Origin of the sequence: Micromonospora sp. AB353, assembly GCF_049538395.1 — a bacterium.
Taxonomy (GTDB): domain Bacteria; phylum Actinomycetota; class Actinomycetes; order Mycobacteriales; family Micromonosporaceae; genus Micromonospora; species Micromonospora aurantiaca.
This window is the reverse complement of the sequence record NZ_JBMVFV010000091.1, coordinates 1-20930: the sequence shown is the minus strand read 5'-3', so window position 1 is coordinate 20930 and position 20930 is coordinate 1. Positions and strand designations below refer to the sequence as shown.

General features: G+C 72.3%; 21 protein-coding genes and 1 pseudogene. 14 read left to right on the top strand and 8 right to left on the bottom strand.

All coding sequences use genetic code 11. The features are described 5' to 3' along the window. On the bottom strand, positions 1 to 226 hold a 226-nt coding region (locus ACPCK6_RS25950), incomplete at its 3' end, for a DUF2630 family protein (protein ID WP_423482485.1). A gap of 311 nt (positions 227 to 537) precedes the next feature. Between ACPCK6_RS25950 and ACPCK6_RS25945 the strand changes: the two genes are divergently transcribed. The 8 genes from ACPCK6_RS25945 to ACPCK6_RS25910 all read left to right on the top strand — a co-directional run bounded on the left by ACPCK6_RS25945 (position 538) and on the right by ACPCK6_RS25910 (position 8846). Next, positions 538 to 1875 carry a cytochrome P450 gene (locus tag ACPCK6_RS25945; RefSeq protein ID WP_423482486.1) on the top strand — a complete coding sequence of 446 codons (1338 nt, stop codon included), beginning with the start codon at positions 538 to 540 and terminating at the stop codon, positions 1873 to 1875. Further along, a complete protein-coding gene (locus ACPCK6_RS25940; RefSeq protein WP_423482484.1) occupies positions 1872 to 2747 on the top strand; it encodes a terpene synthase family protein in 876 nt (291 codons plus the stop codon). Before ACPCK6_RS25945 ends, ACPCK6_RS25940 begins: the two co-directional genes overlap by 4 nt. Further along, positions 2744 to 4303, top strand: a complete 1560-nt coding sequence (locus tag ACPCK6_RS25935; protein WP_423482483.1) for a prenyltransferase — start codon at positions 2744 to 2746, stop codon at positions 4301 to 4303. Before ACPCK6_RS25940 ends, ACPCK6_RS25935 begins: the two co-directional genes overlap by 4 nt. An 80-nt stretch (positions 4304 to 4383) precedes the next feature. Beyond that, positions 4384 to 6870 (top strand): nitrate- and nitrite sensing domain-containing protein, encoded by a 2487-nt coding sequence (locus tag ACPCK6_RS25930; RefSeq protein ID WP_423482482.1) that lies wholly within the window; start codon positions 4384 to 4386, stop codon positions 6868 to 6870. Between the two features lie 66 nt (positions 6871 to 6936). Then, the gene (locus ACPCK6_RS25925; protein ID WP_030503283.1) at positions 6937 to 7362 is read left to right on the top strand and encodes a roadblock/LC7 domain-containing protein; all 426 of its coding nucleotides are present in this window, start codon (positions 6937 to 6939) and stop codon (positions 7360 to 7362) included. Further along, complete coding sequence (locus ACPCK6_RS25920) at positions 7359 to 7748, top strand: DUF742 domain-containing protein (RefSeq protein WP_013287416.1); 390 nt, start codon at positions 7359 to 7361, stop codon at positions 7746 to 7748. The genes ACPCK6_RS25925 and ACPCK6_RS25920 overlap by 4 nt, the downstream gene beginning before the upstream one ends. Beyond that, positions 7729 to 8337, top strand: coding sequence for a GTP-binding protein (locus ACPCK6_RS25915; protein WP_013287415.1), 609 nt, complete (start codon positions 7729 to 7731; stop codon positions 8335 to 8337). Before ACPCK6_RS25920 ends, ACPCK6_RS25915 begins: the two co-directional genes overlap by 20 nt. A gap of 29 nt (positions 8338 to 8366) precedes the next feature. Continuing rightward, on the top strand, positions 8367 to 8846 hold the full coding sequence (locus ACPCK6_RS25910; protein ID WP_423482481.1) for a GNAT family N-acetyltransferase: 480 nt from the start codon (positions 8367 to 8369) through the stop codon (positions 8844 to 8846). Positions 8847 to 8854: 8 nt separating this feature from the next. Here the strand turns inward: ACPCK6_RS25910 and ACPCK6_RS25905 are convergent, their stop codons facing one another. Then, on the bottom strand, positions 8855 to 9703 hold the full coding sequence (locus ACPCK6_RS25905) for a LysR family transcriptional regulator (protein ID WP_423482480.1): 849 nt from the start codon (positions 9701 to 9703) through the stop codon (positions 8855 to 8857). Positions 9704 to 9798: 95 nt separating this feature from the next. Here ACPCK6_RS25905 and ACPCK6_RS25900 point away from each other — a divergent pair, with 95 nt between their 5' ends. Next, positions 9799 to 10530 (top strand): SDR family oxidoreductase, encoded by a 732-nt coding sequence (locus ACPCK6_RS25900; protein ID WP_423482479.1) that lies wholly within the window; start codon positions 9799 to 9801, stop codon positions 10528 to 10530. A gap of 9 nt (positions 10531 to 10539) precedes the next feature. Here the strand turns inward: ACPCK6_RS25900 and ACPCK6_RS25895 are convergent, their stop codons facing one another. Then, positions 10540 to 11322 (bottom strand): hypothetical protein, encoded by a 783-nt coding sequence (locus ACPCK6_RS25895; protein WP_423482478.1) that lies wholly within the window; start codon positions 11320 to 11322, stop codon positions 10540 to 10542. An 83-nt stretch (positions 11323 to 11405) separates the two neighbouring features. Between ACPCK6_RS25895 and ACPCK6_RS25890 the strand changes: the two genes are divergently transcribed. Continuing rightward, entirely contained in the window at positions 11406 to 11807 is a 402-nt protein-coding gene (locus ACPCK6_RS25890; protein ID WP_423482477.1) for an SRPBCC family protein, read from the top strand. Positions 11808 to 12646: 839 nt separating this feature from the next. Here ACPCK6_RS25890 and ACPCK6_RS25885 read toward each other — a convergent pair. The 3 genes and pseudogenes from ACPCK6_RS25885 to ACPCK6_RS25875 all read right to left on the bottom strand — a co-directional run bounded on the left by ACPCK6_RS25885 (position 12647) and on the right by ACPCK6_RS25875 (position 16950). Then, the gene (locus ACPCK6_RS25885; RefSeq protein ID WP_135241137.1) at positions 12647 to 12832 is read right to left on the bottom strand and encodes a DUF397 domain-containing protein; all 186 of its coding nucleotides are present in this window, start codon (positions 12830 to 12832) and stop codon (positions 12647 to 12649) included. 26 nt (positions 12833 to 12858) lie between these two features. After that, positions 12859 to 13625: pseudogene (locus ACPCK6_RS25880) on the bottom strand (DUF5753 domain-containing protein). A gap of 469 nt (positions 13626 to 14094) precedes the next feature. Beyond that, the gene (locus ACPCK6_RS25875) at positions 14095 to 16950 is read right to left on the bottom strand and encodes an aconitate hydratase (RefSeq protein ID WP_396882859.1); all 2856 of its coding nucleotides are present in this window, start codon (positions 16948 to 16950) and stop codon (positions 14095 to 14097) included. Between the two features lie 156 nt (positions 16951 to 17106). Between ACPCK6_RS25875 and ACPCK6_RS25870 the strand changes: the two genes are divergently transcribed. Both ACPCK6_RS25870 and ACPCK6_RS25865 read left to right on the top strand, forming a co-directional pair. Continuing rightward, the gene (locus ACPCK6_RS25870) at positions 17107 to 17463 is read left to right on the top strand and encodes a VOC family protein (protein ID WP_423482476.1); all 357 of its coding nucleotides are present in this window, start codon (positions 17107 to 17109) and stop codon (positions 17461 to 17463) included. 23 nt (positions 17464 to 17486) lie between these two features. Next, positions 17487 to 18140 carry a DedA family protein gene (locus ACPCK6_RS25865; protein WP_396882861.1) on the top strand — a complete coding sequence of 218 codons (654 nt, stop codon included), beginning with the start codon at positions 17487 to 17489 and terminating at the stop codon, positions 18138 to 18140. A 556-nt stretch (positions 18141 to 18696) separates the two neighbouring features. Here ACPCK6_RS25865 and ACPCK6_RS25860 read toward each other — a convergent pair. Together ACPCK6_RS25860 and ACPCK6_RS25855 are read right to left on the bottom strand one after the other, a co-directional pair. Further along, positions 18697 to 19503: a hypothetical protein gene (locus tag ACPCK6_RS25860; RefSeq protein ID WP_423482475.1), complete on the bottom strand. Its 807-nt coding sequence runs from the start codon at positions 19501 to 19503 to the stop codon at positions 18697 to 18699. Positions 19504 to 19544: 41 nt separating this feature from the next. Continuing rightward, positions 19545 to 19736, bottom strand: coding sequence for a hypothetical protein (locus ACPCK6_RS25855; RefSeq protein WP_139135452.1), 192 nt, complete (start codon positions 19734 to 19736; stop codon positions 19545 to 19547). Between ACPCK6_RS25855 and ACPCK6_RS25850 the strand changes: the two genes are divergently transcribed. Then, positions 19735 to 20514, top strand: a complete 780-nt coding sequence (locus ACPCK6_RS25850; protein ID WP_423482474.1) for a hypothetical protein — start codon at positions 19735 to 19737, stop codon at positions 20512 to 20514. The two genes, ACPCK6_RS25855 and ACPCK6_RS25850, sit on opposite strands and share 2 nt — an antisense overlap. 41 nt (positions 20515 to 20555) lie before the next feature. Further along, a partial coding sequence (locus ACPCK6_RS25845) for a DUF6841 family protein (protein ID WP_423482473.1) occupies positions 20556 to 20930 on the top strand: 375 nt, incomplete at its 3' end.

Sequence of the window (20930 nt, the reverse complement as noted above, 5' to 3'; positions counted from 1 at the left end):
CGGGCACCGGGCGCTCGCCCTGGGCGTCCGGGTCGCCGTGTGCCTGGCGGGCGGCCCGGCGGCGGCGCAGCAGGTCCCAGCACTGGTCCAGGGACTCCTCCAGCGCGCGCAGCCGCTCCCGCGCCTCGTCGTCGGTGCCGGCCTCGTGCTGCTGCGCGTCGGCACGCAGCCGGTGTTCCTCGTCGACGAGTTCCGAGATCCGGCTCAGGATGGTCTTGTCGTCCATGCCCGAAGCTTGGCACAGCGGACGGGTCCGCGCCCGCGTTCTGCCGCCGTCCGCCGGAGGTGAGCATTGCTCGCTCTCTGCAACGGCCACTGTGTACGCGAGTGACGCATATCCCAGCGGCTCCATTCTCGACAAAGAGATTGTTGTTACGTGAAATATCCTCCGACCTGCCTTTTGATCTGCGGCTCAGGATGGCATGCTCGCGAGCAACGTCACGGGTCGATACGGAGTCGCGACCCTGAGTCAACCGAGGGAGCGTTCAGGTGCCCGAACCGACGGACGGACCGAGGCCCACCGGCCGACCCCGAACCGTGCCGCTGCGGCAGATCCTGCCGGCGGTGCTCCGCGACCCCGCCCGGGCACTCATCGACATCGGTAACCGTACCGAAGGCGAACTGGTCCGGCTCAACCTCGGCTCGTTCCGCCCCTACCTCGTCACCCACCCCACGCACGTGCAGCACGTCCTGCGTGACCGGGCGGACAACTACGAACGAGCAGGTGACGGGCTGTTCTGGCGCCCGGTCAAGCGGCTGTTCGGCGAGGGCATCCTCGGCGAGGGGCAGATCTGGTCGGCCAGCCGCCGGATGCTCCAGCCGATGTTCACCGCCAAGCGGGTCGAGGCGCTGGTCGACGGGATGGCCGACGCGATCCGCGACGCGGTGGAGGAACTGGACGAGCCGGCCCGCGCCGGGCAGCCGGTCGACATCGGCGTGGAGCAGGCGCGCATCGTCAGCCGGGCGATCATGAAGGTGCTCTTCGCCGACCGGATCTCGGTGCCGGACGCGATGCGCGTGATCGAGGCGCAGGACCGGATCGCCACCGCCGTCATCCCCCGGATCATCGTGCCGTTCGCGCCGCTGTCCCTGCCGATGCCCGGCGACCGCACGTTCGCCCGCGCCGTCCGCATCGTCGACGACGTGCTGGTGCCGATCGTCCGCGAGACGCGGGAGTCCGCCGACCAGGGCGACGACGTCATCTCGACGCTCTGGCAGGCCCGCACCGACGACGGGCGGCAGCTCGACGAGCGGCAGGTCCGCAACGACACCGTGGCGATGTTCGCCGCCACCACGGAGACCACCATCAACGTGCTGACCTGGGCCTGGCCGCACCTGGACCAGCACCCCGAGGTGGCCGGGCGGCTCTACGCCGAGATCGACGAGGTGGTCGGCGGCGAGCCGGTACGCCGCGAGCACCTGAGCCGGCTCACGTACACCCGGATGGTGCTGGACGAGCTGCTGCGGCTCTACCCGATCGGGTGGATCATCCCGCGCCGCGCGGTCGCCGGCGACGTCATCGACGGCGTGCCGATCGAGCCCGGCGCCACGATGGCGGTCAGCCCGCTGATCACCCAGCGGATGCGGCAGTTCTGGGACCGCCCGGACGAGTTCGACCCGGAACGGTTCCGCCCCGAGCGCGTCCGCACCCGCCACCGGTACGCCCACTTCCCGTTCGGCGGCGGGCCGCACCAGTGCCTCGGCATGTACCTGTTCTACCTGGAGGCCCAGCTCATCCTCGCCACCATGCTCAGCCGCTACCGCTTCCGGCTGCACCGCCCCGGCGTCCCCGGACTGCGGCTGGCCGCGGCGCTGCGGCCGCGCGAACGCGTCGAGCTGACGCTCGTCGCCGCCGGGCGGACGGAGCCGGCATGACCGACGGGCCGACACCCGATCCGCTCACGGTCGCCGCGGAGCAGGGCCGCGTCTGCGCGCTCGCCGCGCAGGGTCAGCGCGGCCTGCGCAAGGCCGCCGCCGCGCATCCCGAGCTGTTCCCCGGCGATCCGTTCGACGCGACGCTGTTCAGCAGTATCGCGCAGGCGATGGCGTTCAGCGCCCCCTGGCACACCGCCGCCGAGCTGGCGGTGACCAACCGCGCGGTGCTCTGGGGTTTCGCCGTCGACTGGCTGGTCGACCACCAGGCCACCAGCCGGGCCGAGGTCGACCGGATCGCCGCCGTCTGCCTGGACGTGCTCGACGGCGGCGAGTCCGCCGACCCGCTGGGCCGGTTCCTCGCCGAGCTGCGCGACGACGTCGCCGCCGCGCCCGCCTATCCGGCGCTGCGCGGCCTCTGGCGGGACACGATGGCCCGCACGCTCGACGCGATGGCCCGCGAGTGGGACTGGCGGCACACCGGCCGTCCCACGCTCGCCGAGTACCTCGCCAACGCCGACAACCTCGCCGCCACCGTGGTGAACGTGGCGCACTGGATCCACACCGGATCGGTGTGCGACGCCGCCACGCTGGCCCGGCTGATCGAGGTCGGCGACGAGGTCCAGCGGGCCCTGCGCCTGGTCAACGACCTCGGCACCCACCGCCGCGACGCCGAGTCCGGTGACCTCAACGCGCTGCTGCTGGTGGACGATCCGGCCGAGGTCGAGCGGCGCTTCGCCGAGCAGGTCGACCACTGCCGCGCCCTGCTGGCGAAGCTGGCCCGCGAGGTGCCGCGGGAAGCCGGCTTCCTGTCCCGGCAGCTCGGCTTCACCACCGGCTTCTACCGGAACACCGACTTCTGGGGCGTGCGGTGACGCTCATCGCCGGATCGGTGCCCGCCACCCGGTCCGGGACCACGCACGACCTGATCGCTGCGCTCGGCGGCGAACCGGAGGGACAGACGTCACCGTCGGTCTACGAGACCGGACGGCTGGTCGCGCTCGCGCCCTGGCTCGACGGCCACGACCGGCGCGTGGCCTGGCTGCTGGACCGGCAGCGTCCGGACGGCGGCTGGGGCGGCCCCGGCGGGTACGCGCTGGTCCCGACGCTGAGCGCGGTCGAGGCCCTGCTCGCCGTGCTGCACCGCGACGGGCCGTCCGCCGCGCCCGCCGACGCCGCGTGCCGGGGCCTGACGTACCTGACCGGCGCGCTGCGCGACGGCGCCCCGCCGGACCTGCCGGCCACCGACCTGATCGTGCCGGCGCTGCTGACCGCCGTGGACCGGCACCTCGACGGCCCGGCCGGGCCGCCACCCGGGCTGGCCGAGTGGGCCGGCCGGCCCCGCCTGCCGCTGCCGACCGGTCTCGACCCGGCCCGCCTGACCCGGGTACGCGGACTGCTCGCCACCGGACGGCCGGTGCCGGAGAAGCTGGCGCACGCGCTGGAGGTGGCGGGCGAACTGGCGTACCGGGCGCCCGGGGTGCGTCCGTCGGCCAGCGGCGCGATCGGCGCCTCACCCGCCGCCACCGCCGCCTGGCTGGGCGGTCCGGAACGCGGCCAGGCGCTGGACTACCTGAACACGGTCGCCCGGCCCGGTCCGGTGCCCTGCGCGAGCCCGATCACCGTCTTCGAACGCGCCTGGGTGCTCGCCGTCCTGGTCCGGGCCGGCGTGCCGGTCGGCGCGCCCGAGCCGGTGCTGACCGAGCTGCGCGCCGCGGTCGGACCGTCCGGCGCGGCCACCGCGCCCGGCCTGCCCGCCGACGCCGACACCACGGCGGTCACGCTCTACGCGCTGGCCCGGCTCGGCCGCGCACCCGGTGTCGCGGCGCTGGACGGGTTCGACACGGGACGGCACTTCTGCACCTGGCCGGGGGAGGACGGCGCCTCGCTGACCACGAACGCGCACGTGCTCGACGCCCTCGGCGAGCAGCCGAGCGCACCCGGCGTCACCGGCGCCCGGCGCCGGGTCACCGAGTGGCTGCTGGACCGGCAGGAGCGGAACGGGCGGTGGGAGGACCGCTGGCACGCCTCGCCGTACTACGCCACGTACGCGGTGCTGCTGGCGCTGGCCGACCACGCGCCGGACGGCGCGGCGCGTACCGCCGTCGAGCGCGGGGTGGCCTGGCTGCTGGACACGCAGCGCCCGGACGGCTCCTGGGGACGGTGGGACGGCACCGCCGAGGAGACCGCGTACGGGGTGCTCGCCCTGGCCGACGCGGGCCGGCCCGGTGACCCCCGGATCACGTCGGCGCTGGCGCGGGGGCGTCGTCGACTGTCCGAGCTGGACGGATGCGACGGTGAACCGGCACTATGGCACGACAAGGACCTCTACCGCCCGACGCGGATCGTGCGCGCCGCGGTGCTGGCGGCCTCCGGCCGTGCCGGGGCGGCCCGGCCCGGGGCCGCACCCACCATGATCAGGATCGCTTGAATGAGGTTCACGACGGCTGCTAGCGTGCGCCGGAGTCGATCGGATTCCGAACCGACCGAAGACCGGGCCAGGACGGTGTGATGGGTTCCCGCAGTACGAATCTCCGTACGAAGATCATCGCGCTGCTGGCGTCGCTGACCGCGCTCTGGGCGTTCGCCGCGTGGGTGACCGTACGGGACGGATTCAACCTGCTCGGCGTGCAGACGCTCAACGCGCGCGTCTTCGAGCCGAGCGATCCGCTGCTGCAGGAGTTGCAGGCCGAGCGCCGGCTGTCGCTGCGCTACCTCGGTGAGTCCGACCCGAGCCGGCTGCAGGAGCTGGAGGCCCAGCGCGCGCGTACCGACGAGACCGCCGGCGCGCTGTGGCGCTCGGTGCGGGACTGGCGCACCGAGATCCCGGCCAGCGAGGAGCTGATGCAGCGGCTCGACGAGCTGAAGACCGAACTGGATCAGCTCGGCCAGATCCGCGCCGACGTCAGCCGCAAGACCATCGACCGGACCACCACGCTCATCGCGTACGACGAGGCGGTCGACGGGATCTTCGCGGTCTTCGACGCCCTCGGCGGCCTCGACGACGACGAGATCGCCAAGGACACGGCCGCGCTGATCGACCTCAACCGGTCCCGGGAGCTGCTGTCCCAACAGGACGCGCTGCTCACCGGTGCGATCGCGGCCAACCGGATCACCGTCGGCGAGCAGACCGCGTTCGCCCGCCTGGTCGGCGCGCAGTGGTTCCTCGCCGACCGCACCGCCCGCGAACTCGCCCCCGGCGACCGTGCCCGCTTCGAGCGGATGGTCGAGGGCGAGGCGTTCCAGCAGCTCCGCACGCTCCAGGACCAGGTGCTCGCGGCCAAGGGCGCCGAGGTGCGCCCCCCGGTGACCGCCGCGGCGTGGCAGGCCGCCGCCGAGAAGGCGATGGCCGACCTGCGCGAGGTCATCCTCGCCGGCGGTGAGGACATCGTGTCCCGGGCCACGCCGGTCGCGGTGGGCGTCATCGTACGGCTGGTGCTCGCCGCCGGTCTCGGCCTGATCGCCGTCATCGCCTCCGTGGTCGTCTCGATCACCACGGCCCGGGCGCTCGTCCGCCAGCTCGAACGGCTCCGCGAAGCCGCCTTCAAGCTGGCCCACGAACGGCTGCCGAGCGTGGTGGACCGGCTGGGCCGCGGTGAGGAGGTGGACGTCGCCCGCGAGGCGCCACCCCTGCAGTTCGGCGACGACGAGATCGGTCAGGTGGGCAAGGCGTTCAACGTCGTGCAGGAGACCGCCGTCCGCACCGCCGTCGAGCAGGCCGAGCTGCGCCGCAGCGTCCGCGACGTGTTCCTGAGCCTGGCCCGGCGCACCCAGGCGCTCGTGCACCGGCAGCTCACGCTGCTGGACGCGATGGAGCGGCGCGAGCACGACGCCGAGGAACTGGAGGACCTGTTCCGGGTCGACCACCTGGCCACCCGGATGCGGCGCAACGCGGAGAACCTGATCGTGCTCTCCGGCTCGACGCCCGGCCGGGCCTGGCGGCGCAACGTCCCCATGGTCGACGTGGTGCGCGGCGCGGTCGCCGAGGTCGAGGACTACACCCGGGTCACCGTGCGCCCGCTCGGCGAGGTGTCGCTCACCGGCCGCGCCGTCGGTGACGTGATCCACCTGCTGGCCGAGCTGATCGAGAACGGACTCTCGTTCTCCCCGCCGCAGACCACTGTGGAGGTACGCGGTCAACTGGTGGCGAACGGCTTCGCCATCGAGATCGAGGACCGCGGCCTCGGCATGAGCGCCGACGAGCTGGCCGCCGCCAACGCGCGCATCGTGGACCGGTCCGAGCTGAACCTCGCCGACGCCGCCCGGCTCGGCCTGTTCGTGGTCAGCCGGCTCACCGAGCGCCACGGCGTCAAGGTGCAGCTCAAGGAGTCCGCGTACGGCGGGACCACTGCTGTCGTGCTCATCCCGCGTGACCTGATCACCGCCGACGGCGCCGACGAGGCCGACGCCCTGCCCGCACCCGGGACGGCCCTGCCCACGGCACCCGCGCCGGACCCGGTGCGGAGCACGCCGGCCGGCGACGGCGACGGACCGGCGACCCCGTCCGGCCCGGACGGCGCCGCCGAACCGGACCAGCCGGCCGAGCCCGCCCCGCAGGTGCCGGAGCCGGTCACGCAGGCGCCCCGGCTGACCCCGTCCGGGCTGCCGGCGCGTACCCGCAAGCGGCAGCCCGCGGTGGCGGGGCCGACCACGGAACTGGCAGTGGTGGAGCGGCGTCCGGCCGGCACGACGGACGCGGCGGAGGCGTCGCCGGCGACGGAGCCGGAGACCGAGGCGGAGACGGCGCCGGTCACCGACGCGGGACTGCCGGTCCGGGTACGCCAGGCCAGCCTCGTGCCGGAGCTGCGGCACGACCAGACCGCGGCGGACGACGACGCCGCCGACGACGACACGGCGCGTGCACCGGAGCAGGTGCGCCGGATGATGAGCTCCTACCAGAGCGGCACCCGACGCGGCCGTACCGATGCCGCGCGCCTGCTCGGCGGAGCGCAGGGGGCCGGCGGCGGGCCGGCCGACGCGGACGAGCAGGTTACCTGACCGGGACGTCGACGCGACGGAAACCGGAAGCTGACGGCACACCAGCCGGGAAGATGAGGACGACGAGTGGCGCAGAAGACGGCTTCGAGCGCGGATCTGACGTGGCTGCTGGATGACCTGGTCGGCCGGGTCAAGCAGGCGGAGCACGCCGTGGCGCTCTCCACCGACGGACTGTTGATGGCCTCGTCCCGCGGATTGAGCCGGGACGACGGCGAGCACCTGGCGGCGATGGCGGCGGGCATCCAGAGCCTGGCACGCGGCGCGGGCAAGCGGTTCGGTGGCGGACAGGTACAGCAGACCATCATCGAGATGCAGTCCTCCTTCCTGTTCGTCACCGCGGCCGGGCGCAACGCCTGCCTGGCGGTGCTGGCCTCGGAGGACGCGGACGTCGGCCTGATCGCGTACGAGATGGCCATGCTCGTCACCCGGGTCGGCCGGTTCGTCGCGTCACCGACCCGGGAACAGCCCCTCGGCGAGAACGCGGCACGATGACCGGCCGGGGGGACTCCGCGGAGCAGGAGTGGGTGGACGACCACGCCGGCCCGGTGGTGCGCCCGTACGCGGTGACCGGAGGCCGGGCGCGCCCGGTCACCGGCACGTTCGACCTGATCTCGCTGGTCACCTCGACCCGCACCGATGTCGGGTCGGAGTCCGGGCTGGGCCCGGAGCACGTGGCGATCGTCGGCCTCTGCCAGCGGATCCTCTCCGTGGCCGAGATCGCCGCCCATCTCGACCTGCCGGTGGGCACGGTCCGGGTTCTCCTCGGAGACCTGGCCGCCCGCAGCCTGGTACAGGTACGCGAGCCGCGCGCGACCACCGCCGGCCTTCCCGACGAGCACGTTTTCGAGGCGGTAATCAATGGACTACGGGCGCTCTGAGCGGCCGGCGGGCGCCGCTCCGCTGCCCACCGCGATCAAGATCCTGATCGCGGGCGGGTTCGGCGTCGGCAAGACCACAATGGTCGGCGCGGTCAGCGAGACCCGGCCGCTGCGCACCGAGGAGGTGCTGACCGAGACCGGGATCGGTATCGACGACCTGTCCGGCATCGAGGAGAAGTCGACCACCACTGTGGCGATGGACTTCGGCCGCATCACCATCAGCGACGACCTGGTGCTCTACCTGTTCGGCACGCCCGGGCAGGACCGGTTCTGGTTCGTCTGGGACGAGCTGGCGCTCGGCGCGCTCGGCGCGGTGGTGCTCGCCGACACCCGTCGGCTGGCCGACTGCTTCCCGTCGATCGACTACTTCGAGGGGCGCGGTACGCCCTTCGTGGTGGCGGTGAACTGCTTCGAGGGCGCCAAGACGTTCCGTCTGGACGAGGTGCAGGCCGCGCTCGACCTGGACCCGGGGGTACCGGTGGTGCTGTGCGACGCACGCAAGCGGGAGTCGGCCAAGGAGGTGCTGATCACGCTGCTGGAGCACGCCATGAAGCTGCGGGAGGCGCGCCGCCGCGCCGCCGAGGACTGAGCGGTCACAACATCGACGGGGGAGTGGTGATGACCGAGGTGACGGTCCGGGAGATGAACCCGGCCGAGTTCGGCAGATGGCAGGACGAGCTGGCCGCCGGGTACGCGCGGGAGCACGTCACGGCCGGCAACTGGACGCCCGAGGAGGCGCTCGGCCGGGCCCGGGAGGCCACCGCAGGCTTCCTGCCGCAGGGCATGGCCACGCCCGGCATGCTGTTCCTGGTCGGCGAGCTGGCAGACGGTTCACCCGTCGGCTGGCTGTGGATCGGCCTGACCCACCCGCGCGGTCTCGCCGACTGCGCGTTCCTCTACGACATCGAGGTGGACGCCGGGCACCGGGGCCGGGGCCTCGGGCGGGCGCTGCTCGCGGCCGGGGAGCGGGCGGCCCGGGAGCACGGCGCCCGGGCGCTGGAGCTGAACGTCTTCGGCGCCAACGAGACGGCGCGCAAGCTGTACGAGACGTCCGGCTACCGGGTCGTCACCCAGCAGATGCGCAAGGACCTGTCGTAGGGCCGGTCCTACAGGCGGGTGGCGGTGCGGACCAGCCCGGCCAGCGCCCTTGACCGGCTGTGCGGCGGCCACGCGATCACGGTGGTCACGGCCGGCGCGTCCGGCACCGGCACGGCGACCATCTCCGGCCACAGCAGCGACCGGCACGACTCCGGCAGCACGACAGCGGTACGCCCGAGCGCGACCAGCTGGAGAAGCTGGGAGTGGTCCCGGACCTCGGGGCCCGGACCGGCCGGGTAGGTGCCGTCGGGCAGCGGCCAGCGCGGCAGCGGCAGGCCGGGCAGCGCCTCGACGTCGGCCATCCGCAGCTGCGCACTCCCGGCCAGCGGATGCCCCGCAGGCAGGACCAGCACCTGCTGTTCCGTCACCAGCTCCTCGGTGTCCAGCCCGGTGGTCGAGTCGAACGGCAGGTGCAGCAGCGCCACGTCGGCCCGCCCGTCGCGCAGCAGCCGTTCCTGCTCGCCGATACCGGACAGCAGCACCTCCACCCGGACGGCGTCCGGCTCGGCGGCGTACGCGTCGAGCAGTTTCGGCAGCAGCTCGCTCGACGCACCCGCCTTCGTCGCCAGCACGAGCCCGGCGCCGCCGTTCGCGACCGCACCGGCACGGCGGGTACGGCGCTCCGCGGCGTGGACCGCGTCCAGGGCCGCCCGGCCCTCACGGAGCAGCACCGACCCGGCCGCGGTGAGCGCGACGCGGCGGCTGTCCCGTTCCAGCAGCGTCACGCCGAGGCGCCGTTCGAGCTGGCGGATCGCCCGCGACAGCGGTGGCTGGGCGATGCCGAGGCGGCGCGCGGCACGGCCGAAGTGCAGTTCCTCGGCGACCGCGACGAAGTAGCGAAGCTCCCGCGTCTCCATCCCGCCACCGTACCGCCGGATCGATACCCGTCGGGTATCACCCGCTACCGAGGCGGTGTTGGAGGCCCACCCGCCGCGCGGACAGGATCGAGACCATGAGCCAACGGACGATCGCGCTGGTGACCGGCGCGAACAAGGGAATCGGGTACGAGATCGCGGCCGGCCTGGGCGCGCTGGGCTGGCGGGTGGGCGTCGGCGCCCGGGACGGGCAGCGGCTCGCCGAGGCGGTGGCGAAGCTGCGCGCGGGCGGCGTGAACGCGTTCGGCGTACCGCTGGACGTCACCGACGACGCGAGCGTGACCGCCGCCGCCCGGCTGTTGGAGACGGAGGCCGGCGGCCTGGACGTGCTCGTCAACAACGCCGGCGTGACAGGTGGCGTGCCCCAGCACCCGGGTGACGTGGACGTCGCGACCATCAGGGCCGCCGTCGAGGTGAACGTGATCGGGGTGGTCCGGGTGACCGAGGCGATGCTGCCGCTGCTGCGCCGCTCGGCCTCACCGCGGATCGTCAACATGTCCAGCGGCGTCGGCTCGCTGACCCGGCAGAGCGCCTCCGCCGGCGAGGACCAGACCGGCCCGCTGTCCGTCGCCTACGCGCCGTCGAAGTCGATGCTCAACGCGGTCACCATCCAGTACGCCCGGGCGCTGGCCGACACGAACATCCTGGTCAACGCCGCCTGCCCCGGATTCACCGCGACCGACCTGAACGGTTTCCGCGGGGTGCGTACGCCGCGGCAGGGCGCGGCGGTCGCGATCCGGTTGGCGACGCTGCCCGACGACGGGCCGACCGGCGGCTTCTTCGAGGACGCGGGCGTGGTGCCGTGGTGACCGGCCCGGTCAGCACCACATGACCGGGTTGCCGGTGGCGACCGACGCGGCGCAGAGCCGGCGCAGCGGCTCGATGAGGTAGGCGTAGTCGTCCGCGCACCGGGGCCGGGTCACTACCGCGAGTCGCTCGGGTGGGGGCGAGCCGTGCTCGCCCACGGGCCTCATCGCCACGGTGGCCCGGGTCCGGTCGTCGCCGACGAGTTCTACCCGGCCGTCGGGCAGCATGCGTTGGGTGAACCGGGTGGCGCGGAACAGCGTGACCGGAGGCTCGGCGGCGGTGTCGACGACGAAGAACCCGGCCGGGTCCACGCCGGCGTGCCAGCCCGGCCCGTACATGAAGACCCCGCGGTAACTCTCGATGTACTGCATGACCACCTCCCCGGTCGTCTCGTCGACGAGCGCGGTCTCGTCGGCGATCCGGCTCTCCCGGAACGCGTCCAGCTCGGCGAGCGCCGTCGCCGCCTGCTCGACCGTCAGCCCGCCGTCGTTGCCGTCGGGCAGGCCGGCGACAAGCGTCGGAAAGCGGTCCGCCCCGGCCGCGCGCAGCGCCTGCTGGAACATCCGTACCCCGGTCCAGTTGGCCAGGCCCTCGCTGACCAGTTCCATGTGGCGGTGCGGGCAGGCGTTCTCGGCCATCCAGGCGTAGAAGACGTTCTCGGCCGCGGCGTCGTACCCGTCAGTCGGCAACAGGGTGAGGCGGCCCTCCTCGTCGTAGCCGACCGGCCCGACCGGGCACGGCGTGGTCAGGCCGTCCTGCCAGCACCGGCAGTAAACGAACGCGTCAAGTCCCACGCCCGCACACCCTATTCGGAGTCCCGGACGCTGCACCGGCGCGGTCGTGGCTCCGGCCGGACGGGCGTGCCATCATCGGCGGCATGGGTACGCCGTCCCGGCACCTCAGTGTGCACATCGACCGTCCGGTCGCGGAGGTCTACGCGTTCGCGTCCGACCCGGCGAACCTGCCCCGCTGGGCGCCCGGCCTGGGTGCCTCGGTGACGCGCGAGGACGGCCGCTGGTATGTCGAGACGCCCAAGGGGCGGGCGGGGCTGACGTTCGCCCCGGCCAATGACTTCGGTGTGCTCGACCACGAGGTGCGGATGCCGTCCGGCGAGACGGTGTACGTGCCGCTGCGCGCGATCGCGAACGGCGACGGCACCGAGGTGGTGTTCAGCCTCCGGCGGGGCCCCGGCATGAGCGACGCCGACTTCGCGCGGGACACCGCGCTGGTCGAGGCCGACCTGGCCCGGCTCAAGGCCGTGCTGGAGTCGGCGGAGTAGGTCGGCGGAACGGCTGGTCACGCAGCGCGGTCTTTCCATTACTTGTGCCGGGATTCGCGGCTTTGCTCCTTTCCGGATGTAGTTTTCATTGACTCCCGTTTGTGTGGTGGATAGCGTCGTCGTCAAGTTGATTGACCGATGACAACCACGGGGATGACATGAGTGAGGTCCTGCGGCTCTGGCCGCCTGTGTGGCGGCGCCATTGAGCCGTCTCGGCGTACTCATTTCTGGTGGCCTTCCGGCCCTGTAGTGAGTCTTTTCCGGCGTGCGTAGATGCGGCGCGCCGGTTTGGTGAGGGTGCAATCCGACCACATACATCGATCCAACTGGCATGGATACGGATACCAACATCGGGCTCGGCATCGCGGCTGTGGTCACGACAGTTCTGTGCGAGGCCACCGTCGTTCTCGGCGCCGCCGCTCTCACTGCGTCCAGCGGAGGGGCTGCACTGCCTATCGCTGCTGGCGGAGTGGGCTACGCCGGACCAATCTGCACCGGCGTAGGTGCACTGGTAGGGTTCGGCCTTAGCGAGCTAACGGACTGATTGGCGGTTCAATCTTGAGGACCAAGACCATTTGGATGTGGCTCGTCACGGTTTTTGCGCTGATGACGATCCTGGGTTTGGTCGTTTTCAAGATCTCCTGGGTAAGTGTCCTGGTCATCGCAGGGGCACCGTTTTTGGCCAGTTCGGTGGCACTGCTCTCCAGGTCGAGAAATTCGAGTCGGATTCGATAGCCCGCCAGTTGTCGCACTACGTCCAGGGTCGGACTCGGCGGAGTCCGGCCCTGGACGTTGGACGTCGCAATCCACGCCGAACCCGAAGGCCATTAACTGTTGACTCAGCGGCGGGTCGACGTCACGAACCGGGTCCACGCGGCCGGGGTGAAGGTGAGCACCGGCCCGGCCGGGTCCTTCGAGTCGCGGACGCCGACCACACCGGGCAGGTTGCCGGCCACCTCGACGCAGTCGCCGCCGTTGCCGCCGCTGCGGGTGCTCTTACGCCACCGGGCGCCGCTCAGGTCAATGCCGCCGCTCAAGTCAATGCCGCCGCTCAGGTCCATGCCGCCGCCACTTCCCTCAGTAGTTCCAGGGTTCGCGGGCGGGGCAGTGCCTCGCCCCGGATGCGTTCCCACCGACGCTCCAGGGTAGCAATCTCCGAGGGCTGCTCGATGATCTGCGCGCGGGCCTCGCTGTCCACATGCGCCACCCGGTTGCCGTCGCGCAGCTCCGCGATGACGAACGGCCCGTCCAGCCCGGGATAGGTCGGCGTATCAACCGGCACCACGTGGAGCTGCACGTTCGGCAGCTCGGCGCAGGCGAGCAGGTGGGCCACCTGGGCGGCCATCAGCGCCCGGTCGCCGGCGGCGGCGCGGCGCACACCTGCTCGTCGAGCACCACGACGTACAGCGGCCCGCGCGGCCGGGTGAGGATGCCCTGCCGTTCCAGTCGGGCGGTGACCAGGTCGGTGATCTCGTCGCCGGTCAGCGGCTGGCCGATGAACGTGGCCCGGGCGTACGCCTCGGTCTGCAACAGGCCCGGCACCCACGCCAGTTGAAAGGCTCGTAGCGCGACCGCCTCGCGCTCGATGTCCACCCACGGGCGGAACCACACGGGCTCGCGGCGGCGGACCGCGTCGGGCCAGAGCGCCTCGATCGGCTGGCCCAGCAGGTTCGCCACAGTCGCGCGGTGCCGGCTCTGCGGGATGTGTCCGGGGTTCGCCCACCGGGCCACCGTCTTCGGGTGCAGGCCGAGCCGCTCCGCCAGGCTCTCGGCGGTGTGGCCGGTGCCGGCCAGCGCGGGGACGAAGGCATGGTTCATGCCCATTCCTCCCCGGAGCAAAAGAACCGTCCGAAGGAGATTACACAACGCTGTGTGATTGTTCGGGCACCCTCGGCACGGTGGAGGCATGACCGAACCGACACCCACTTCGGCGTACCCCCGGGTGGTGCTGCCGCTCACCGGCCACCGAGCGTGCGGTCCGGCCTGGCGCTGCGACCGCTGCGGCGAGCCCTGGCCGTGCCCGACCCTGCGGGCCGCGCCCACCGACGCGGCCCGCCGCGCCACGATGATCCCCGAGTTCTCCCGGCTCACCCGGCAGGCCATCCGCGACCTGCGCGGCCGGCCCCGACGGCCCGGACCCGATCGCGATCGTGCGGCGCTTCCTGTGGTTCCTGCCGCTCACCGACGCCGAGGCACGCGCCGTCGCGCTCCGCCTCCGCTGAGATGTAAGGAAGGGCCCCTTCTTAACAGACGTCTGTTAAGAAGGGGCCCTTCCTTACATCCAAACTCAGCTGGCGATCATGCGGCGCAGCACGTACTGCAGGATGCCGCCGTGCCGGTAGTAGTCCGCCTCACCTGGGGTGTCGATGCGGACCACGGCGTCGAACTCCACACCGGTGTCGGTGGTGACCTTCACCGTGCGCGGGGTGTCGCCGTCGTTCAGCGCGGTGACGCCGCTGATCGAGAACGTCTCCGTACCGGTCAGGCCCAGCGACTCGGCGGTCTCGCCGCCCGGGAACTGCAGCGGCAGCACGCCCATGCCGATCAGGTTCGAGCGGTGGATCCGCTCGTACGACTCGGCGATGACCGCCTTCACGCCCAGCAGCATCGTGCCCTTCGCCGCCCAGTCCCGCGACGAGCCCGAGCCGTACTCCTTGCCGGCCAGGATGACCAGCGGGACGCCCGCCTCCTGGTACGCCATCGAGGCGTCGTAGATCGAGGTCTGCTCGCCGGTCAGGTGGTTGACCGTGAAGCCGCCCTCCACGCCGGGGACCAGCTGGTTGCGCAGCCGGATGTTGGCGAACGTGCCCCGGATCATCACCTCGTGGTTGCCCCGGCGGGAGCCGTACGAGTTGAACTCGTGCCGGGCCACGCCGTGCTCGGCCAGGTACTTGCCGGCGGGGGAGTCCGCCTTGATCGAACCGGCCGGGGAGATGTGGTCGGTGGTCACCGAGTCGCCCAGCTTGGCCAGCACCCGCGCGTCGGCGATGTCCTGGACCGGGGCCGGCTCCTGCTGCATGCCCTCGAAGTACGGGGGCTTGCGCACGTAGGTCGACTCGCCGTCCCAGGAGAACGTGTCGCCGGTCGGGGTCGGCAGCGACTGCCAGCGCTCGTCACCGGCGAACACGTCGGCGTACGCGGCGCTGAAGCCGGTCGCGCCGATCGCGGAGGCGATGACGTCCTGGATCTCGGCGCTGTTCGGCCAGATCTCCCGCAGGAACACCGGGTTGCCCTGGGCGTCCTCGCCGATCGGCTCGTTCGCCAGGTCGATGTCCATCGTGCCGGCGAGCGCGTACGCGACCACCAGCGGCGGGGACGCCAGGTAGTTCATCTTGACGTCCGGGTTGATCCGGCCCTCGAAGTTGCGGTTGCCGGACAGCACCGACACGACCGCGAGGTCGCCCTCGTTGACGGCGGCGGAGACCTCCTCCGGCAGCGGGCCGGAGTTGCCGATGCAGGTGGTGCAGCCGTAGCCGACCAGGTTGAAGCCGAGCTTCTCCAGGTACGGGGTGAGGCCGGCGCGGTCGTAGTAGTCCATGACGACCTTCGAGCCCGGCGCCAGGGTGGTCTTCACCCACGGCTTGCGGGCCAGGCCCTTGTCCACCGCGTTGCGGGCCAGCAGCGCCGCCCCGATCATGACCTGCGGGTTCGAGGTGTTGGTGCAGGAGGTGATCGCGGCGATCACCACGGCGCCGTGGTCCAGCTCGTACTCGACGCCGTCGGCGCCGGTCACGCGTACCGGATTGCTGGCCCGGCCGCCCGCGCCCACCGCGGCGGTCTCCAGGTCGCGCGGCGCGTCCGCCGGGTCGTTGACGCCGTTGGCGGGGGAGTCGCTGGCCGGGAACGACTCGGCCGACGCCTCGTCGGCCGGGCCGTCGGCGCCGAACGGCTTCTCCTGCTGCGGCACGCCCGGCTTGCGGCCCGGGTCGCCACCGGTCTCGTCGGCGGCGACGTAGTCGCTGAGCGCGGCGCGGAACAGCGTCTTGGCGCTACCCAGCGGCACCCGGTCCTGCGGGCGCTTCGGGCCGGCCAGTGACGGCTCGATGGTGCCGAGGTCCAGCTCGAGGCGCTCGGAGTACTCCGGCTCGCGCTCCGGGTCGTGCCAGAGGCCCTGCTCCTTGGCGTACGCCTCGACCAGCGCCACCTGAGACGCGTCGCGGCCGGTCAGCTCCAGGTAGCGCACGGTCTCGGCGTCGATCGGGAAGATCGCCACGGTCGAGCCGTACTCCGGCGACATGTTGCCGATGGTGGCGCGGTTCGCCAGCGGCACCGCGCTCACGCCGGGGCCGTAGAACTCGACGAACTTGCCGACCACGCCGTGCTTGCGCAGCATCTCGGTGATGGTCAGCACCAGGTCGGTGGCGGTGGTGCCGGCCGGCATCTCACCGGAGAGCTTGAAGCCGACGACCCGGGGGATCAGCATGCTGACCGGCTGGCCGAGCATCGCGGCCTCGGCCTCGATGCCGCCGACGCCCCAGCCCAGCACGCCCAGGCCGTTGACCATGGTGGTGTGCGAGTCGGTGCCGACGACCGTGTCCGGGTACGCCTGGCCGTTGCGCTCCATGATCGTACGAGCCAGGTACTCGATGTTGACCTGGTGCACGATGCCGGTGCCCGGCGGGACGACCTTGAACTCGTTGAACGCGGTCTGGCCCCAGCGCAGGAACTGGTAGCGCTCCTTGTTGCGCTCGTACTCCAGCTCGACGTTGCGCTCGAAGGCGTCCTCGCGGCCGAACAGGTCGGCGATGACCGAGTGGTCGATGACCAGCTCGGCCGGAGCGAGGGGGTTGACCTTGGTGGCGTCGCCGCCCAGGTCGCGGACCGCCTCGCGCATGGTGGCCAGGTCGACCACGCAGGGCACGCCGGTGAAGTCCTGCATCAGCACCCGGGCCGGGGTGAACTGGATCTCCACGCTCGGGTCGGCGGTGGCGTCCCACGCGCCGAGCTGCTGGATGTGGTCGGCGGTGATGTTCGCGCCGTCCTCGGTCCGCAGCAGGTTCTCCAGCAGGATCTTCAAGCTGTAGGGCAGCCGCTCGTGGCCCTCCACCTTGTCGATCCTGAAAATCTCGTAGCTCGCGTCTCCGACGCGTAGCTGGGTCTTCGCACCGAAGGTGTCGAGGCTCGCCACGTCGTACTCCTTCACACCAGCGACCGTGAGTAGTCCTGAGCAGTTTGTCGCACCGACCGGTGCGCCGCCGTGGTTAGGCGACACTTACCTGCGTCGGTCTCTACAAAACCGTACGTCCGTCTTGCTATTCACGCAACCTCGTGCCACGCTGCGGGACGAGGAGGTGCCACCATGATCCATCACGTCCTGCTCGCCTGCCCGCGCGGCTCCGAGGACGCGTCCCGCTCCTTCTACACCGGCCTGCTCGGCCTCACCGAGAAGCCCAAACCCCCGGCCCTCGCCGCCCGCGGTGGCTGCTGGTTCACCGGGTACGACACCGAACTGCACCTGGGCGTCGAGGACGACTTCAGCCCCGCCCGCAAGGCACACCCCGCGCTGCTGCGCACCGACCTGGACGAGCTGGCCGCCCGCCTGGACGCCGCCGGACACACGGTGACCTGGGGCGACGACGAGATTCCCGGCATGCGGCGGTTCCACACGTACGACCCGCACGGCAACCGGCTGGAGTTCCTGGCCCCCGCGGGGTGACCGGGCGCGGGTAGGGTCGGCTGGTGGTCGACGTACAGCACTGGCTCGCCGCGCTCCCACCGGGCCTCATCTGCCTGCTCGTGGGCGTGGTGATCGGCGTGGAGAGCATGGGCATCCCGCTGCCCGGCGAGATCGTGCTGGTCAGCGCCGCCCTGCTCGCCGCCACCGGCGTCGTCGGGCCCGAGTGGGTGGCCGCCGCCGCGGCCACCGGCGCCATCCTCGGCGACTCCATCGGGTACGCCGTGGGCCGGCGCGGCGGCCGTCCACTGCTGGAACGCCTCGGCCGGCGCTTCCCGAAACACCTCGGCCCGGCACACCTGGCCCGCGCCGAGCTGAGCTTCGCCCGGCACGGCGTCTGGGCCGTCTTCTTCGGGCGGTTCGTCGCGCTGCTGCGCATCCTCGCGGGCCCGCTCGCCGGGGCGCTGCGCGTGCCGTACCGCCGGTTCCTGGTCGCGAACGCCGCCGGCGGGCTGGTGTGGGCGTTCGGCACCACCTACCTGTTGTTCTACGTGGGGCAGGCCGCCGAGCACTGGCTCAAGGACATCTCCTGGGCCGGGCTGGTGCTGGCCGTGCTGGCCGGCGTGGTGAGCACCGCGTGGCTTCGCCGCCGCGCCAAGCGCCTGCACGTGCCCGAGCCTTCCGACCAGCCCACCCCGGTCCCCGCCGCCGACCGCTGACCCCTCACGCCCCACCCCGCCCGAAGACGGACGACCCAGTCCAGCGCTTCCAGGCCCTCACCGGCCAGGGCCGCACCGCACTCTCCCTCCCGCCACTCCACCCTCGCGCTGGCGCGCCCCCATCCGGTGATCAAGGAGTTTGTGTCCTGTGAGGGCCCCCGCAGCGACACAAACTCCTTGATCACCGGACGCGGATCGAGGCGGGCGAGTGGACGGGGCACGGGCAGTGCGCGGTGGACCGCTGGGCCGGGTGACGGGGTGACCGGGTGACCGGGTGCACGGGATTCGCGCGATGCCGTGCGTTGTCCCGCCCCGTCGATCATGAAGTTGACGGTGGTTGGTGCCCGATTTGTCGCCGCCAACTTCATGATCGACGCGGTGGGGCGGTGGGGGTTGGGGCTGTGGGGGTTCTGGGGTGCCCCTGATCGCGGTCATCCCTTGGGTTGGTGGAGATCTTGGTAGGAAACGGCCCTCATAGGGGCCGTTTCCTACCAAGATCTTCGTGTGTTCCGCTCTGCGGGACGGTGATCCTGGGAAGTGGGTGGGGCGGCCGGCGTCAGGGGGCGGTGAGCAGGGCGATCAAGGTGTCGCGGGCGGTGCGGACTGCGGCCCGGGACTCCTCGGTGTGGTCCAGCGCGTCGAATCCGTGCTGCCCGTTCGGCACGTCCACCACGCACAGTGGGATGCCGCGCCGCCGCGCGACCACGGTGAACGCCTCGACGGTGGGGGCGACCTCGGGCCGCTCCCGCCCCGCCCGGGTCAGCACGAGCGTCGGCCGCGCCGCGCCCTCCGCATGCGGGGCGTCGGCGTCGGCGTCGTCGGGGGAGACCGTGCCGGACGGAGTGGCGGCGTCCGGGTCTGTGGGCAGGTCGAGGGCGTCGAGCGGGCGGAAGCGCGGGTCCACCGGGGGCCATCCGGGCAGCGGCGCCAGCAGCGGGTACGTCGCCGCCACGCCGCGCAGCCAGGCGGGCGGGTCGCGGAGCCAGTCGCCGATCAGCAGGCCGGCACCGGAGAAGAACCAGAGGCCGAGCCGGTCGGCGTCGACGCGCGGGTCGGCGCGGAGCAGTTCGGTGGCGGCGGCGACCCGGGCGGCGACCGTGTACAGGTCGTCCGGGCTCGCCACGGTGAGCCGGGGGATCGCGGCCAGCACGCCCGCCTCGGCGAGCAGCGCGCCGTAGCCCCGGTAGAGCGGCCAGTCCCGCGCGTCGGGAGCTTCGGGTGGCCCCGGTACGCCGTGCACGACGACGACCGCGGGATGCCGGCCATCGCCGGTGGGGACGTGCAGGTCGACGTCGCCGTGCCGCTCCACGGCGGCTGGCGGGGGATCGAGGACGAACGGGCTCTCCCAGAAAACGGTTCCCATCATGGCGATGGTAGGAGAATCCGCCGCCCTCGACTGTCCGGTCAGGACGACGACGAGGCCTTGGCGTGCCGTTCGCGCAGCCGGTCCCGGATCTCCTCCGGGGTGTACGCCCGGCGCCGCCGTTCGGCCCGCGCCACCACCACGCCGGTCGCCGCGACGCCGGCGAGACCCGCGAGACCGAGTACCTTCCACCACCGCATCCGTTGCCGCATCCGCATAGGGTAGTCCTCCATGAGCATCAGCCTGGACGAGGCCGTGGAGCTGACCCGTACCGGCGATCTGTGGGTGTTCCGCGGACGCAGCGTGCCCGACCGGGCCATCCAGCTCACCACGAACAGCCCGGTGAACCACGTGGGCATGGCCGTGGTGCTCGACGACATGCCGCCGCTGATGTGGCACGCCGAGCTGGGCCGTTCGCTGCCGGACATGTGGACCGGCACGCATCAGCGCGGCGTGCAGCTGCACGACCTGCGCGATGCGGTCTGCGTCTGGGCCAACCGGTACGGCCAGCGGGGCTGGTTGCGCCAGCTCGAACCGCCGGCGGACACCGCGATGGAGGAGGCGGTGCTGCGTACCGTGGCGCGTCTGGACGGGACACCGTTCCCGTCCACCGCGCAGCTCGCCTGGCGGTGGGCCCGAGGCCGGATGCCGCACCCGCGCCGCCTGAGCCTCGGCGGCCTCCGGGGCAGGACCGGCGACCGGAACCAACTCGGCATCCTGAGCAGGATCATCGACAGGGGCGAGACCGGCCGCCAGAGCAGGGCCGGCGACAACGGCGACACCGGCGGGACCGGCAGGATCGGCGACACCAGCAGGGAGAACGCGGCGGCGCTGGAGACGGCGTACTGCGCCGAGGTGGTCGCGGTGACCTACGAGGCGATGGGCCTGCTCCCCGAGGGTCGGCGGCCCAACTGGTACGACCCGGGGCGGTTCTGGAGCGGCGACGACCTGGCGCTGCGCGGCGGCGCGCACCTCGGCGCCGAGATCGAGGTGCGGATCCCGCCGCGCTGAGGAAGGTTTGCCGCGAGGGCGCGCCGGTAATGAGGAGCGTCGTGACGGCTTCCACCGACCTCGACACGCTCACCGACTTCTTCGACCGGTACGGCGTGGCGCTGACCACCGCCGACGTGCCGGCCATCGCCGGCTGCTACGCCCTGCCGGGGCTGGTGGTCGCCGACACCTACAGCTTCTCGTTCACCTCGCCCGCCGCGGTGGCGCTCAGTTTCGTCGGCGCCGCGCCGGACTACCAGGAGCGGGAACTCGTCGCGGCGAACGCGCAGATCGAGGACGTGCAGCAGATCTCGGCGCTGCTCACCGAGGTGGCGGTGCGCTGGGAGTTCCTGGACAGCCAGGGCGGTGCGGTCCCCGGCGAGCGCTACCGCTATCTGCTGCGCACCACCGAGGACGGACCGGTGATCTGCACGGTC